The organism is Kitasatospora sp. NPDC036755, assembly GCF_040636595.1.
Lineage (GTDB): Bacteria > Actinomycetota > Actinomycetes > Streptomycetales > Streptomycetaceae > Kitasatospora.
The window spans coordinates 1-15,380 of sequence record NZ_JBEZUT010000208.1; the positions used below are offsets into that span (position 1 = coordinate 1).

The window sequence follows — 15,380 nt, forward strand, 5'->3', positions numbered from 1 at the left end:
CCCACCCCGCCTACCTCGTTGATTGGGTGTGTGCCTGGTTTTCTGCGGGGTGCTGTCCGGACCCCCCCGGGGGCCCCCCCACCCGCCCCCGGGGGGGCGGCCCATCGGCTACCGCTGTGAACTGTGGAGCATAGGAGACTCGAACTCCTGACATCTGCCTTGCAAAGGCAGCGCTCTACCAACTGAGCTAATGCCCCTCGACGGCACCGCGCGCGTGCCAACGGGCACTAGCGTACCGGTTTCCGGCGCGATTCCCAGCGCCGTCCCCCCGGAACGGTGCCGTTCCACGAGCTCGGCCGGTCCGGTCCGTCGACCGGGCCGGCCGGCCCTGGAAGCGCCGACGGGCGCCTCCGGAGTTCGTCGATCGTCAGATCGCCGGGCGTTCAGCGACCGGCCGGGACCGGGTCGGTGGCCTCGGTCCACAGGTCCTGCTCGGCGCGGTCCGCCTGGACCTGACGGTAGACAAAGAAGCCGCCGAGGGCGACCAGGGCGACCAGGAGAAGCTTCTTCACCGCGGGACCTCGTCCTTCTTGCGTTGGTGGACTCAAGAGCCGGATCCGGCCGGAGTGACCGGGCCGACGAGTCCAGTTGTGTTTCGAGCGCGAATGGGCGGCCGAGTACCAGACTGCCCTTGCGGCCGATGATACACACCGGTGTCCCAATCGTGACCAGCCACCGGTACGGCCAACCCGGCGGTCCGGTCCCAGGATTGACGCCGCACCTCCTGCCGGGCGGCCCGGCCGCGCACGGGCCCCGCCGCGCACGGCGGTCAGGCCCGGTCCGCGGGGCCCTCCGCCGGGCCGTGCGCGGGCTCCTCCGCCGGGCGGCCCGGCACCACCACCACGGCCGTGCCGCCCGCCAGGTCCACCCTGGTCCGCGGTGGCGCCCCCTCGCCCTCCTCGTCCCGCAGCATCAGGGTGCTGCCGCGTTCGTCCAGCTCGTGCTGCTTGCCCGCGGCGAACTGCGCGTGCAGCTGCTCGAACCCGGTGGCCGAGATCTGCCCCTCCCGGCCGGTCCCCCGCCAGGGCACCCAGCGGGCGCGGCCCGCCCGCAGGGCCAGCTGGTCGAGCGCCGCCAGCACCACCAGCGCGCAGACCAGTCCGGGGATGCTCATCGCCCACAACACCGCCATGCCGTCACCGACCCTTCACCGTCCCTCCCCGGAGAACTGCGGGGGCGGGCTGGCGGTTCCCGGTCCGGCGGCGGGACCGCGGCGCGGAACGGGCGGGAAACGGGGCGGGAAACGCCGAAGGGCCCGGAGTGGATCACTCCGGGCCCTTCGGGGAGGTGGGCCTAACAGGACTTGAACCTGTGGCCTCTTCCTTATCAGGGAAGCGCTCTAACCGTCTGAGCTATAGGCCCTCACCGAACAGAGATCGTACCGGATTCCGGCCGGTGCCCGGCCCCGCCCGATCCCAGGAACTGTCGAAGGGCCCGGAGTGGATCACTCCGGGCCCTTCGCGGTGGTGGGCCTAACAGGACTTGAACCTGTGGCCTCTTCCTTATCAGGGAAGCGCTCTAACCGTCTGAGCTATAGGCCCTTGCCGCACTGAAAGATTAGCGGACCGACGGCCGATCTCCCAAATCCGGGTCGGCCGGGGCCGCGGCGGCACCCCCCGCGACCAGCTGCGGCACACCGGTGGAGGGGCGCAGCAGCCACTCCTCGCGGGTCGGCGGCAGGCCCGCCGAGCCCTCCTCGGTGCTGCGGACGGCGAGGACCTGGTTGATCCCGATCCGGTTCTGCTCGAAGGCGAGCGCGGAGGCCGCCATGTACAGCCGCCAGACCCGGGCCCGGCCGCGGCCGACCAGCCGGACCGCCTCCGTCCAGTGCGCCTCCAGGTTGGCCACCCACTCGCGCAGGGTCAGCCCGTAGTGCTCGCGCAGCGACTCGACGTCCCGGACCTCGAAGCCCGCCTCCTCCAGCCGGGCCACCGTGGATCCGACGGGGGAGAGCTCGCCGTCCGGGAAGACGTAGCGGTCGATGAAGGGGCTGGTGCGGTGCCGCTCGCCGGGGAGGTCGGGGCGGCGGGCGATCTGGTGGTTGAGCAGCCGGCCGCCGGGCACCAGCAGCCGGTACAGGCCCTCGGCGTAGACCCGGTACTGCTCGGAGCCGACGTGCTCGGCCATCCCGACGCTGGAGATCGCGTCGAAGGGCCCGTCGGCGATCTCCCGGTAGTCCTGGAGCCGGACCTCGACCCGGTCGGACAGCCCGGCCTCCTCGACCCGGGCGCGGGCCAGCGCGACCTGCTCCCGGGAGATGGAGACGCCGACCGCGGTGACCCCGTAGTGCCTCGCCGCGTGCAGCAGCAGCGAGCCCCAGCCGCAGCCGACGTCGAGCAGGCGCATCCCGGGGCGCAGGCCGAGCTTGCGGCAGATCAGGTCGAGCTTGGCCTCCTGGGCGGCCTCCAGGCTCTTCGCCTCGGGCGTCCAGTAGGCGCACGAGTAGACCATCGAGGAGCCCAGCACGAGCCGGTAGAAGTCGTTCCCGACGTCGTAGTGGTGGCTGATGGCCGCGCGGTCCCGGCTGCGGCTGTGCAGCCGCCCGGAGGCCCTGCGGACCTCCTCGCGGGGCGGCTCGGGCTCCGGGCCGACGGCCCCGGCCCGCAGTACGGCGGCGAGCACCCGGCGGCCCTTGGCCCCGAGCACGTCGCGCGGCCCGAGGGCCAGGGCGCGGACCTCCGGCCGCTCGGCGAAGCGGGCGACGGCGGAGAGCGTCTCGTAGAGGTCGGTGCCGGGGGCGAGTTCGAGGTCCCCCGCGACGTAGGCCCGGGCCATGCCCAGTTCGTCGGGCTGCCAGACCAGCCGGCGCAGCGCCCGGCGGTTGCGCAGGACCACGGTGGGCCCGCCCGGCGGCCCGGCGGCGCTGCCGTCCCAGGCCTGCACCCGCAGCGGTACCGGGACTCCCAACAGCCCTTCCAGGGCCTCGACCAGTTGACCTGCGAGCTTCGCCACCGCGCGCCTCCGTCCAGTCGTTCTGCGGAACCTCAGCTGACCCGGTCGGGCGGACCGGGGGCGGCCCACGGCACTCCCAGGCGCAGGACGGGTGGCACCCAGCTAATCCCACCGCGGCCGCCCGGTTTCCGGGTGGCACGCCGCGGGCGGCCGGCTGTCACCCGAAATGCCGACGGGCCCCACCAGGCTGCAACAGCCTGGTGGGGCCCGTACATTCCGTCCCCGGACGGAAAGCTGACCGAGCGTCAGGATCCGGCCAGGATCAGTCCTCCTCGGCCAGGGTGAGCTCGACGCCGCCGGTGAAGCCGGCCGCCGCGTTGTAGATGAACGCGGAGAGCGTGGACAGGGCGGTCAGCAGGACGACGTCGACCACGGCGATCAGCGTGGTGAAGGTCATCACCTTGCCGAAGCCGACGTAGTCCATCAGGTTGAGGCCGCCGCTGCTGTCCGAGCCGGTGACGTCCTTGAGGGTCTTGGTCAGCGAGTCGAAGACGCCGAGCGAGTCCAGCGTCATCCACAGCACGGCCGCGGCCACGATGATGATGATGCCGACGGCCAGCGACAGCAGGAAGCTGACCTTCATCACGGACCACGGGTCGACCTTGGTCACCCGCAGCCGGGCCTTGCGGGTCCGGCCGAGACCGACACCGCCGGGCGCGGGGGCGCCGGCGGGCCGACGGCCCGCCCCGGCGGCAGGGGTGCCCCCTGCCGGGGTGCCGCCGGGCGGGGTGATCCCCGCGGTCCGGGTGCCCCGGGCCGGGGTCGGCTGCCCCTTCGCGTACGTGGTCGGCTGCGAGAAGCCGCCCGAGCCGGTGGCCTGGCCGCTCTGCGGCGCGGGCGTCTGCCCCCCGTAGGTCGCACCGCCCTGACCCGCTCCGCCGACCGGTGGCATCAGCGAGGTGGACGCGGCCGGGTGCTCGTTCGGCGGCTGCGGCACACCGTACGAACCCCCGCCCTGCGCGCCCGGACGGCCGCCGGAGGTCCCTCCCGCAGCACCCGTGGCTCCACTCACCTGGTCCTCCCGCACTTCCCGCCAGGACGGCGGCGCCGCCCTGCTTCGTCAGTCGTCATCCAGCGCCCGGCGGGATTGCCCGGAACTGGTCGGCGTCCGGTGGCGCCGAGTCCGTCACCCGAACGCGGCACCACCGGTCTGCGGTTCGGTTCAGGCCTCGACGTCTCCGTCGACCACCGTCTCCGTACCCTCGGCCGTCTCGGTGGACTCGGTGCCCTCGACCTCGTCCTCCGCCGTCTCCTCGTCCTCGGCCTCCGCGTTGCGGGCCATGCCCACGACCGCGTCGCGCTTTCCGAGGTTGATCAGTTGGACGCCCATGGTGTCACGTCCGGTTTCACGAACCTCGGAAACCCTCGTGCGGATCACCCCACCCGAGAGGGTGATCGCCATGATCTCGTCGGATTCGTCGACCACGAGCGCGCCGACCAGCGAGCCCCGGCCCTCGACGATCTTCGCCGCCTTGGTGCCGTAGCCGCCGCGTCCCTGGACACGGTACTCGTCCACGCCGGTGCGCTTGGCGTACCCGCCGTCGGTGGCGGTGAAGACGTAGGTCCCCGGACGGACCACGTTCATCGACAGCAGTTCGTCGTCCTCGCGGAAGGCCATGCCCTTGACGCCGGAGGTGGCCCGGCCGGTGGGCCGCAGGGCGTCGTCGGTCGCGGTGAAGCGGATCGACTGGGCCTTCTTGGAGACGAGCAGCAGGTCGTCCTCGGCGGAGACCAACTCGGCGCCGATCAGCTCGTCGTCCTGGCCCTCCTCGTCCTGGCGCAGGTTGATCGCGATCAGGCCGCCGGAGCGCGGCGAGTCGTAGTCCTTGAGCGCGGACTTCTTCACCAGGCCGGCCCGGGTGGCGAGGACCAGGTACGGCTTGTCCTCGTAGGTGCGGACGGCCATCACCTGGGTGATGTGCTCCTCCGGCTGGAAGGCCAGCAGGTTGGCCACGTGCTGGCCGCGGGCGTCGCGCCCGGCGTCCGGCAGTTCGTAGCCCTTGGCCCGGTAGACCCGGCCCTTGTTGGTGAAGAACAGGATCCAGTTGTGGGTCGTCGTCACGAAGAAGTGGTCGACGATGTCGTCCTGCTTCAGCTGGGCACCGCGCACGCCCTTGCCGCCGCGCTTCTGCGAGCGGTAGAGGTCGGAGCGGGTCCGCTTGACGTAGCCGCCCCGGGTGATCGTGACGACGATGTCCTCCTCGGCGATGAGGTCCTCGATGGAGAGGTCGCCGTCGGAGGGGATGAGGGTGGAGCGCCGCTCGTCGCCGTACTTCTCGACGATCGCGGCGAGCTCCTCGGAGATGATCTCCCGCTGGCGGACCGGGGAGGCCAGGATCGCGTTGTACTCGTCGATCTTGCGCTGGAGCTCGTCGTGCTCGTCCGTGATCCGCTGGCGCTCCAGGGCGGCCAGGCGGCGCAGCTGCATCTCCAGGATGGCGTTGGCCTGCAGCTCGTCGATGTCGAGCAGGCCCATCAGGCCGGTGCGGGCGGCGTCGGCGCTCGCCGAGGCCCGGATCAGCGCGATGACCTCGTCGATCAGGTCCAGGGCCTTGAGCAGCGCGCGCAGGATGTGGGCGCGCTCCTCGGCCTTGCGCAGGCGGAAGGTGGTCCGCCGGACGATGACCTCGACCTGGTGGTTGACCCAGTGCCGGATGAAGGCGTCCAGCGACAGGGTGCGCGGCACGCCGTCGACCAGGGCCAGCATGTTGGCACCGAAGTTGGTCTGCAGCTCGGTGTGCTTGTACAGGTTGTTCAGCACGACCTTGGCGACCGCGTCGCGCTTGAGGACGACCACCAGGCGGGTGCCGGTGCGGGACGAGGACTCGTCGCGCACGTCGGCGATGCCGGCGATCTTGCCGTCCTTCACCAGGTCGGCGATCTTCAGCGCGAGGTTGTCCGGGTTGACCTGGTACGGCAGCTCGGTGATCACCAGGCACTGACGGCCCTGGATCTCCTCGACCTCGACCACGGCGCGCATGGTGACCGAGCCGCGGCCGGTGCGGTAGTAGTCGTCGATCCCGCGGCGGCCGACGATCAGCGCACCGGTCGGGAAGTCGGGGCCCTTGATCCGCTCGATCAGGGCCTCCAGCAGCTCCTCGGCGGAGGCCTCGGGGTTCTCCAGGTACCAGAGCGCGCCGGAGGCGACCTCGCGCAGGTTGTGCGGCGGGATGTTGGTGGCCATGCCGACCGCGATGCCGGTGGCACCGTTGACCAGCAGGTTGGGGATGCGCGAGGGCAGGACGGTGGGCTCCTGCGAGCGGCCGTCGTAGTTCGGCGCGAAGTCGACGGTCTCCTCGTCGATGTCGCGCATCATCTCCATGGCCAGCGGCATCAGCTTGCACTCGGTGTAGCGCATGGCCGCGGCCGGGTCGTTGCCCGGGGAGCCGAAGTTGCCGTTGCCGTCCACCAGCGGCATCCGCAGCGACCACGGCTGGGCCAGGCGGACCACGGTGTCGTAGATCGAGGTGTCACCGTGCGGGTGGTAGTTGCCCATGACGTCGCCGACGACGCGGGCGCACTTGTAGTAGCCCTTCTCGGGGCGGTACCCGCCGTCGTACATCGCGTAGAGCACGCGGCGGTGCACCGGCTTGAGGCCGTCGCGGACCTCGGGCAGCGCACGGCTGACGATCACGCTCATCGCGTAGTCGAGGTACGAGCGCTGCATCTCGGTCTCGAGCTCGACCGGCTCGATCCGCATCGTCGCCTGGACGGTGGCCTCGGCGGCCTCGGGGGTCTCGGGCTGGTCGCCTTCGGGACGGTTGTCGTCGACCACTGGTGGTCAGTTTCCTTTCACGCGGACTGGAACGTACGAAGCCTGGGGTGCAGGCGTCACACGTCCAGGAAGCGGACGTCCTTGGCGTTGCGCTGGATGAAGGAGCGGCGGGCCTCGACGTCCTCGCCCATCAGCACGGAGAACAGCTCGTCGGCACGGGCGGCGTCCTCCAGGGTGACCTGGAGCAGCAGGCGGTGCTCGGCGTCCATGGTGGTGACCCGGAGCTCCTCGGCGTTCATCTCGCCGAGACCCTTGAAGCGCTGGATCGCGTCGTCCTTGGGCAGCCGGCGCCCGGCCTCCACCCCGGCGGCGATCAGCGCGTCGCGCTCGCGGTCGGAGTAGGCGTACTCGAAGTCGTCCTTGCCCCACTTGATCTTGTACAGCGGGGGCATGGCGAGGTAGACGTACCCGGACTCGACCAGCGGCCGCATGAAGCGGAACAGCAGGGTCAGCAGCAGGGTGCGGATGTGCTGTCCGTCGACGTCGGCGTCGGCCATCAGGACGATCTTGTGGTACCGCAGCTTGGACTCGTCGTAGTCCTCCTGGATGCCGCAGCCGAACGCCGAGATCAGCGCCTGGACCTCGGTGTTCTGGAGGACCTTGTCGATCCGGGCCTTCTCGACGTTCAGGATCTTGCCGCGGATCGGCAGGATGGCCTGGGTGCGCGGGTCGCGGCCCTGCTTGGCCGAGCCGCCGGCGGAGTCACCCTCGACGATGAAGATCTCGCACTCGGACGGGTCCTTGGACTGGCAGTCCGAGAGCTTGCCCGGCAGCGAGGCGGACTCCAGCAGGCCCTTGCGGCGGGTCAGGTCGCGGGCCTTGCGGGCGGCGACGCGCGCGGTGGCGGCCTGGATGGACTTGCGGATGATGTCCGCGGCCTCGTTGGGGTTGCGGTCCAGCCAGTCGTTGAGCTGCTCGTGGACCACCTTCTGGACGAAGGTCTTGGCCTCGGTGTTGCCGAGCTTGTCCTTGGTCTGGCCCTCGAACTGCGGCTCGCCGAGCTTGACCGAGATGATCGCGGTCAGGCCCTCGCGGATGTCCTCGCCGGAGAGGTTGTCGTCCTTCTCGCGGAGCAGCTTCTTGTCCCGCGCGTAGCGGTTGACCAGGCCGGTCAGCGCGGCGCGGAAGCCCTCCTCGTGGGTACCGCCGCCGTGGGTGTGGATGGTGTTCGCGAAGCTGTAGACCCCCTCGGTGTAGGAGGAGTTCCACTGCATCGCGATCTCCACCGAGATCGCCTTGTCCTTGTCCTCCGCCTCGAAGTCGATCACCGAGGGGTGGATGACCTCGCCCTTGCGGGAGTTGAGGTGGGCGACGAAGTCGGCGATGCCGCCGTCGTACTTGTACGTGACGGAGAGCGGCTTGCCGTCCTCGTCCGCGTGCTCGGGGCGCTCGTCGGTCAGCGAGATGGACAGGCCCTTGTTGAGGAAGGCCATCTCCTGGAAGCGGCGGGAGAGCGTCTCGAAGGAGTAGACGGTGGTCTCGAAGATGTCGCCGTCGGCCCAGAAGGTGACCGTGGTGCCGGTGCGGTCGGTCTCCGCGCCCTTCACCAGGGCGGCGGTCGGCGCGCCCATCTTGTAGTCCTGGGTCCAGATGTGGCCGTCCTTGTGGATCTCCACGGAGAGCCTGGTGGACAACGCGTTCACCACGGAGACGCCGACGCCGTGCAGACCGCCGGAGACGGCGTAGCCGCCGCCGCCGAACTTGCCGCCGGCGTGCAGGACGGTGAGCACGACCTCGACGGCCGGCTTGTCCTGGCCGGGGACGATGTCCACCGGGATGCCTCGGCCGTTGTCGACGCAGCGGATCGCTCCGTCGGCCATGATCGTGACGTCGATGGTGTCGGCGTACCCGGCCATCGCCTCGTCGACGGAGTTGTCCACGACCTCCTGCACCAGGTGGTGCAGGCCGCGCTCGCCCGTCGAACCGATGTACATGCCGGGGCGCTTGCGGACGGCGTCGAGGCCTTCCAGCACCTGGATGTTGCTACCGGTGTAGGAAGCCTGCTCGGACTGGTCTGGGGTCTGGCTGGGGTTGCCGGAATCGGCCACGAAGCGCCCTCTCTGGCACAGCACGGGCCGCATCCCCCACCCCGTGCGGGCGGGCGTGCGACCACAGCGTTTCGACTCGGTTGCCACTAGCAACAGTGTTTGGCTTTCAGTCTACCGGTACGACTGACAGAGATGGGCGTTTGGCAGCCCTTGAGGGCAGATATGCCGCCCTGAATCCCCTCTGGACATGTCCCGATACTCGCCCGGGGGGCCCAGGGCGCCTGGCAGGGCTGTCAGGGGTTCCGGAAGATCGCCATCCGATCCGTGCCCCCGGCCGCGGTCCGGCGTCCCGGTCAGCCCCAGGTGTCGCCCGGCCCCTTGCTCCCCGGCGCGCGCAGCCGGCCGTAGCCGCGGACCGGCGCCGCCGGGCCGAGCACCTTGATGGTCCGGACCGTCCCGTGCCCCAGCTCGTGGTTCAGACGGGCCACCAACTGCCGTGCCAGCCAGCGCAGTTGGGTGGCCCAGGCGGTGGAGTCGCACTGCACGGTGAGCACCGCGGTCGCCTCGTCGTAGGAGGAGGGGTGGCAGTGGGCGGAGATGTCCGGGCCGACGATCTGCGGCCAGCGGCCCATCACCCCGCCGACGGCGGCCGAGGACTCCCAGCCGCGCTCGGTCAGCAGCCGGTTGAGCGCCGCGCCGAGCGGGACCGGGTCGCGGCCGTCCGAGCGGGCGCCGCTGCGCAGGCCGTGCCGCTTCGCCTCGCGCTTCTCCCGGACCTGCTCGCCGCGCTGGCGGGCGTTGGCCCGGGCCGCGCGCAGCGCCGAGCGGGCCAGGTCGGCGCCGGTCGGCGCGGGAACGCCGGCCTCGGCGGATCCGGGCTTGGGGGCACCGGCCCTGGGGGAGTGCTCCGCCGGCTCGCTCACGGCGATCTCCTTTCCCCAGCCTGTGGACAACGGTCGCGGTCGCGCTCCCGCCGAGCCGTCCAGCCTACGGGAGCGGGCGGGACCGTCGCTCCGCGGCGGGGCGCACGATGCGGTGACGGTGGTACGGGGTGCGGGGTGCGGGGTGCGGGGTGGGTGCCCCGAGGCCGGGGACGGAGGCAGTGGGGGTCAGGCGTCGATCCGGCGCACCGCGCCGTCGGCGACCGCGAACCGGGCGCCGGCCAGCGCCTTCGGCACGTCCTCGGCGACCGCCGCGGTCACCAGCACCTGCTCGCCGTCGGCCACCAGCTCGGCCAGCCGGTCCCGGCGGGCGGCGTCCAGCTCGGCGAACACGTCGTCCAGGATCAGCACCGGCTCACCGCCGTCGGCCCGCAGCAGCTCGTACGAGGCCAGCCGCAGCGCCAGCGCGAACGACCAGGACTCGCCGTGGCTGGCGTAGCCCTTGGCGGGCAGCGGGCCGAGCTTGAGCACCAGCTCGTCGCGGTGCGGACCGACCAGGGTGACGCCGCGGTCGACCTCCTGCTTGCGGACCGCCTGCAGCGCGTTCAGCAGCTGCTCCTCGGCCTGCTCGCGGCTGGTCGGCAGCTCGCCCTCGAAGGAGCTGCGGTACTCCAGGGCGGTCTCGCCGCCGCCGGGGGCCAGCTGCCCGTACGCGGCCGCCACCAGCGGCTGCAGGGCGGCCACCAGCTGGATCCGGAAGGCCGTCAACTCGGCTCCGGCGCGGGCCAGGTGGCCGTCCCAGACCTCCAGGGTGGAGAGGTCGGCGCCCTTGCCGCCGCCGGCCCGGCGGGCCATCGCGGCCGTCTTCAGCAGGGCGTTGCGCTGCTTGAGCACCCGTTCGTAGTCCTGCCGCACCCCGGCCAGCCGGGGTGCCCGGGCGGTCAGCAGCTCGTCCAGGAAGCGCCGCCGCTCACCCGGGTCGCCCTTGACCAGGCTGAGGTCCTCGGGGGCGAACAGCACGGTGCGCAGCAGGCCCAGCACGTCGCGCGGGCGGACGTTGTCGGAGCGGTTGATCCGGGCCCGGTTGGCCTTGCCCGGGGTGAGCTCCAGCTCGATCAGGGTGGACCGGCCGCGGTCCACCACCGAGGTGCGGACCACCGCCCGCTCGGCGCCCAGACGGATCAGCGGGGCGTCGGTGGCCACCCGGTGGCTGCCCAGGGTGGCGACGTAGCCGATCGCCTCGACCAGGTTGGTCTTGCCCTGGCCGTTCGGACCGACGAAGGCGGTCACGCCCGGGTCGAGGGGAACCTCGGCCCGGGCGTACGACCGGAAGTCGGCGAGCGACAGATGCGCGACGTGCATGGCTGTGGACTGCGCCCGCCTTCTTGGGGAAAACCTGCCGGTTACTTGGACTCGACCGCGTGGCCGCCGAACTGGTTGCGCAGCGCGGCGATCATCTTCATCTGCGGGGAGTCCTCCTGGCGGGAGGCGAAGCGGGCGAACAGCGAGGCGGTGATCGCCGGCAGCGGCACGGCGTGGTCGATCGCGGCCTCGACGGTCCAGCGGCCCTCGCCGGAGTCGGCGGCCCAGCCGCGCAGCTTGTCCAGGTGCTCGTCGTCGTCCAGGGCGCGGACGGCCAGGTCCAGCAGCCAGGAGCGGATGACGGTGCCCTCCTGCCAGCTGCGGAAGACCTCGCGCACGTCGGTGACCTCGGGGGCGGCCTCCAGCAGCTCCCAGCCCTCGGCGAAGGCCTGCATCATCGCGTACTCGATGCCGTTGTGGACCATCTTGGCGAAGTGGCCGGCGCCCACGGCGCCCGCGTGCACCGAGCCGAAGTCGCCCTCGGGCTTCAGGGCGTCGAAGACCGGCAGGGCCTTCGCGACGTGCTCGGCGTCGCCGCCGTACATCAGCGCGTAGCCGTTCTCCAGGCCCCAGACGCCGCCGGAGACGCCGCAGTCCACGAAGCCGATGCCCTTGGCGGCAAGCGTCTCGGCGTGCTTGATGTCGTCGGTCCAGCGGGAGTTGCCGCCGTCGACCACCACGTCGCCGGGGGAGAGCAGCTCGGCGAGCTCGTCGACGGTCGCCTGGGTGGCGGCACCCGCGGGAACCATGACCCAGACCACGCGCGGGCCCTGGAGCTTGGTGACGAGCTCCTGCAGGCTCTCCACGTCGGAGATGTCCGGGTTGCGGTCGTAACCGATGACGGTGTGGCCGGCGCGGCGGATCCGCTCGCGCATGTTGCCGCCCATCTTGCCGAGACCGATGAGGCCGAGCTCCATGACCAAGTCCTTACCTGTGGTGACGTGCCTGCCGGCGGCGCCGTTGCCGCACTCCTTGAGCCTACGCGCTGGAGCGGGCCCGGCCGTCTGCGGTCGGGCCGGGCGGGGGAGACGTCCACAGGCTGTGCACAGCGGGTGTGCACAGCCTGTGGACGGTCGGACGCGGCGGGATCAGCCGGAGAGGCGGACCGGCATGATCAGGTACTGGTAGGCCTTGTCCTCCTCGGCGTCCACCGAGACCTTGCCGCTGAGCAGCGCGGGCTTGGTCGGGGTGGTGAAGCTGAGCTGGGCGAAGGGGGAGTCGATGGCCTTGAGGCCCTCCTCCAGGTAGCCCGGGTTGAAGGCGATCGAGATGGCGTCGCCCTCCAGGGAGGCCTCGATCCGCTCGGTGGCCTGGGCGTCGTCGCCCGAGCCGGCCTCCAGCGTCAGCACGCCCTCCTCGAAGTTGAGGCGGACCGGGGTGTTGCGCTCGGCGACCAGCGAGACGCGCTTGAGCGCCTCCAGGAAGGGCTGGGTCTGGATCGCGGCGATCGCGTTGAACTCGGTCGGGAAGAGGCTGCGGAACTTGGGGAACTCGCCCTCCAGCAGCCGGGTGGTGGTCCGGCGGCCGGCGCCCTCGAACCCGATCAGGCCCTCGCCCGCGCCGCCCGAGGAGAGCGCGATGGAGACGTTGTCGCCGCTGCCCAGGGACTTGGCGATGTCCTGCAGGGTCTTGGCGGGGACCAGAGCGACGGCGGAGATGTCCGACTGCTCGGGCTTCCACAGCAGGTCGCGGACGGCGAAGCGGTAGCGGTCGGTGGCGGCCAGGGTGATCCGGTCGCCCTCGATCTCGACCCGGACACCGGTGAGCACCGGGAGGGTGTCGTCCCGGCCGGCGGCGACCGCGGCCTGGCTGACGGCGGAGGCGAAGACGTCGCCGGAGACGGTGCCGGTGGCGGTCGGCATCTGGGGCAGCGCCGGGTACTCGTCCACCGGGAGGGTGGGGAGGGTGAAGCGGGAGCTGCCGCAGACCACGCTGACCCGCTGGCCGTCGGTGGAGATCTCCACCGGGCGGTTGGGCAGGTTGCGGGAGATGTCGTTCAGCAGCCGGCCGGAGACCAGGACGGTGCCGGCCTCCTCGACGTCCGCCTCCAGCTCGACCCGGGCCGAGACCTCGTAGTCGAAGCCGGACAGCGCCAGGCTGCCCTCCTGCGCGGTCAGCAGCAGGCCGGCCAGCACCGGCACCGGCGGCCGTGCCGGGAGGCTGCGGGCAGCCCAGGCCACCGCCTCCGCGAGGACGTCACGCTCCACCCGGAACTTCACCGGTAACCGCCTCCTGGATCGAGCGCTCCCGCTCGCACTCTGGTTCGTCTGATCTTGATCGTCGGTTCGGCTGTCCACCGAGCTCGCTCACTCCGCTTCCAGTCGCAAGGACAGTCTGACGTACTCCGCCGACAGACGGGGCAGACGGGCGGAAGCGACCCGAACGGTTGTCGGAGCCCGGTTGTCCACAGATTCGGGGCCCACCCACTTTGAAAGCAAGTCCGGGGTCTAAATGTGTAGTGGTAGTAGTAGGGCCTGTGGAAACCGTGGATAACCCCGTTTCCGCAGGTCAGGGCCCGAATTTTGTCCACAGGGACTGTGGACGGCGGCTGTGGACGGGCAGGCCGCGCTGTGGACAGCCGAGCGTTACCCACAGGCCACGCTCGGTATCCACAGGTTATCCCCAGGGCTGTCCCCAGATCCGGGCCCGGTTATCCACGGGCGCCGGTCAACTTTTCGTGACGCCTTTCACACCAGGGTATGAACGCCAGCTCACGGTTGTCGAACTGTGGACGGGGCTGTGGACAACCTGGGGATAACCTCCCCTCCCCTGGGGACAACCGGTGGACAACCCGGACGGCCCACTGCCGGGCCGTCAATTGTCCACACCCTGTGGATAACGGTTGTGCACAAGTCCACAGGCACCTGACCTGCGCGGAAGAGCGTAGCGGCGACGAGCCTGTGGACGAATTCTGGATAACTCCGCACGCACCCACCTGTGGACGGTGGGGAAGGGGCCGGTCCTGTGGACAACGGCCTTGCGCGCCCCCGGTTTTCGAATCACCGGTCAGTTGTTCGGCGCGGGCTGTGGACTGGCGGATCGTCCGTCGACGGCATCCCTGCCCAGCCGGGGCGCGGTGCACACCTGCGGGCACGGGAAAGGGCGTCAGGATTCGCTCCTGACGCCCTGGTGGTTCTGCTGGGGCCCCCGAGGGGCCCGGTGGGGCCGGTGGCCCTGGTGGCCCTGGTGCGGCCCGTCCGGCCCGTCCGGCCCGGGTGCCGCGTCGCGCGGCACCCCGCTAGCTCTTGATGCGGTTGGTGAGTTCGGTGACCTGGTTGTAGATCGAGCGCCGCTCCGCCATCAGCGAGCGGATCTTGCGGTCCGCGTGCATCACCGTGGTGTGGTCGCGGCCGCCGAACTGCGCGCCGATCTTCGGCAGCGAGAGGTCGGTGAGCTCTCGGCAGAGGTACATCGCGATCTGCCGGGCCGTCACCAGCACCCGGCTGCGGGAGGAGCCGCAGAGGTCGTCCACACCCAGGCCGAAGTAGGCGGCGGTCTGCTGCATGATGACCTGCGCGGTGATCTCCGGGCCGGCGTCCTCGTCCCCGCCCGGGATCAGGTCCTTGAGGACGATCCCCGCCAACTCCAGGTCCACCGGGGCCCGGTTGAGGTTGGCGAAGGCGGTGACCCGGATCAGCGCGCCCTCCAACTCCCGGATGTTGCGGGTGATCCGGGACGCGATGAACTCCAACACGTCGGCGGGAGCGTTGAGTTGCTCCTGGATCGCCTTCTTGCGCAGGATCGCGATCCGGGTCTCCAGCTCGGGCGGGGTGACGTCGGTGATCAGGCCCCACTCGAAGCGGTTGCGCAGCCGGTCCTCCAGCGTGGTCAGCAGCTTGGGCGGCCGGTCCGAGGAGAGGACGATCTGCTTGTTCGCGTTGTGCAGGGTGTTGAAGGTGTGGAAGAACTCCTCCTGCGTGGACTCCTTGCTCGCGAGGAACTGGACGTCGTCCACGAGCAGGATGTCCATGTCCCGGTAGCGGCGGCGGAAGGTGTCCGCCTTGCCGTCCCGGATCGAGTTGATGAACTCGTTGGTGAACTCCTCCGAGGACACGTAGCGCACCCGGGTGCCCGGGAAGAGACTGCGCGAGTAGTGCCCGATGGCGTGCAGCAGGTGGGTCTTGCCCAGCCCGGACTCGCCGTAGATGAACAGCGGGTTGTACGCCTTGGCGGGGGCCTCGGCGACCGCCACCGCCGCCGCGTGCGCGAAGCGGTTGCTGGCGCCGATGACGAAGGTGTCGAACAGGTACTTGGGGTTCAGCCGGGCGGCGGGCTCGTCCTTGCGGGAGCCGCCGGCCGGGGGAGCGCCGGGCGGGGCGGGCACCCCGTCTCGTCTTCAAGGACATGGGGCTCGTCTCCCAGGTCTTCGACGAGGCCTCGCTGGGGTCGTTGCACGGGCATATCGCCGTCGGACACGCCCGC

General features: G+C 71.0%; 10 protein-coding genes, 3 tRNA genes and 1 pseudogene. All 14 read right to left on the reverse strand.

Features of this window, described 5'->3' with window-relative positions; translation table 11 throughout:
* Window positions 1-124 precede the first annotated feature (124 nt).
* Window positions 125-197, reverse strand: a tRNA-Ala gene (locus AB0E96_RS26935).
* Window positions 198-383: 186 nt separating this feature from the next.
* Window positions 384-512 carry a DLW-39 family protein gene (locus tag AB0E96_RS26940; protein WP_014137031.1) on the reverse strand — a complete coding sequence of 43 codons (129 nt, stop codon included), beginning with the start codon at window positions 510-512 and terminating at the stop codon, window positions 384-386.
* Between the two features lie 257 nt (window positions 513-769).
* A complete protein-coding gene (locus AB0E96_RS26945; protein ID WP_359828045.1) occupies window positions 770-1,114 on the reverse strand; it encodes a DUF6191 domain-containing protein in 345 nt (114 codons plus the stop codon).
* A 174-nt stretch (window positions 1,115-1,288) separates the two neighbouring features.
* Window positions 1,289-1,362: transfer RNA gene (locus AB0E96_RS26950), tRNA-Ile, on the reverse strand.
* Between the two features lie 102 nt (window positions 1,363-1,464).
* Window positions 1,465-1,541 (reverse strand) — tRNA-Ile (locus AB0E96_RS26955).
* A gap of 16 nt (window positions 1,542-1,557) precedes the next feature.
* Window positions 1,558-2,952: a cyclopropane-fatty-acyl-phospholipid synthase family protein gene (locus AB0E96_RS26960; RefSeq protein ID WP_359828046.1), complete on the reverse strand. Its 1,395-nt coding sequence runs from the start codon at window positions 2,950-2,952 to the stop codon at window positions 1,558-1,560.
* A gap of 262 nt (window positions 2,953-3,214) precedes the next feature.
* Window positions 3,215-3,889: a DUF3566 domain-containing protein gene (locus AB0E96_RS26965; protein ID WP_359828048.1), complete on the reverse strand. Its 675-nt coding sequence runs from the start codon at window positions 3,887-3,889 to the stop codon at window positions 3,215-3,217.
* Window positions 3,890-4,114: 225 nt separating this feature from the next.
* Window positions 4,115-6,727, reverse strand: coding sequence for a DNA gyrase subunit A (gene gyrA, locus AB0E96_RS26970; RefSeq protein ID WP_359828050.1), 2,613 nt, complete (start codon window positions 6,725-6,727; stop codon window positions 4,115-4,117).
* Between the two features lie 56 nt (window positions 6,728-6,783).
* Window positions 6,784-8,799, reverse strand: a complete 2,016-nt coding sequence (gene gyrB / locus AB0E96_RS26975; protein WP_359828052.1) for a DNA topoisomerase (ATP-hydrolyzing) subunit B — start codon at window positions 8,797-8,799, stop codon at window positions 6,784-6,786.
* A gap of 269 nt (window positions 8,800-9,068) precedes the next feature.
* Window positions 9,069-9,548 carry a DciA family protein gene (locus AB0E96_RS26980; protein WP_359828060.1) on the reverse strand — a complete coding sequence of 160 codons (480 nt, stop codon included), beginning with the start codon at window positions 9,546-9,548 and terminating at the stop codon, window positions 9,069-9,071.
* Window positions 9,549-9,824: 276 nt separating this feature from the next.
* Window positions 9,825-10,958, reverse strand: a complete 1,134-nt coding sequence (gene recF / locus AB0E96_RS26985; RefSeq protein WP_359828054.1) for a DNA replication/repair protein RecF — start codon at window positions 10,956-10,958, stop codon at window positions 9,825-9,827.
* Window positions 10,959-10,999: 41 nt separating this feature from the next.
* Window positions 11,000-11,875 carry a phosphogluconate dehydrogenase (NAD(+)-dependent, decarboxylating) gene (gnd, locus tag AB0E96_RS26990; protein ID WP_359828056.1) on the reverse strand — a complete coding sequence of 292 codons (876 nt, stop codon included), beginning with the start codon at window positions 11,873-11,875 and terminating at the stop codon, window positions 11,000-11,002.
* A gap of 171 nt (window positions 11,876-12,046) precedes the next feature.
* Window positions 12,047-13,177, reverse strand: coding sequence for a DNA polymerase III subunit beta (gene dnaN, locus AB0E96_RS26995; protein ID WP_359828058.1), 1,131 nt, complete (start codon window positions 13,175-13,177; stop codon window positions 12,047-12,049).
* A 1,019-nt stretch (window positions 13,178-14,196) separates the two neighbouring features.
* A pseudogene (dnaA, locus tag AB0E96_RS27000) lies at window positions 14,197-15,234 on the reverse strand (chromosomal replication initiator protein DnaA); the annotation flags it as partial.
* Between the last annotated feature and the right edge of the window lie 146 nt (window positions 15,235-15,380).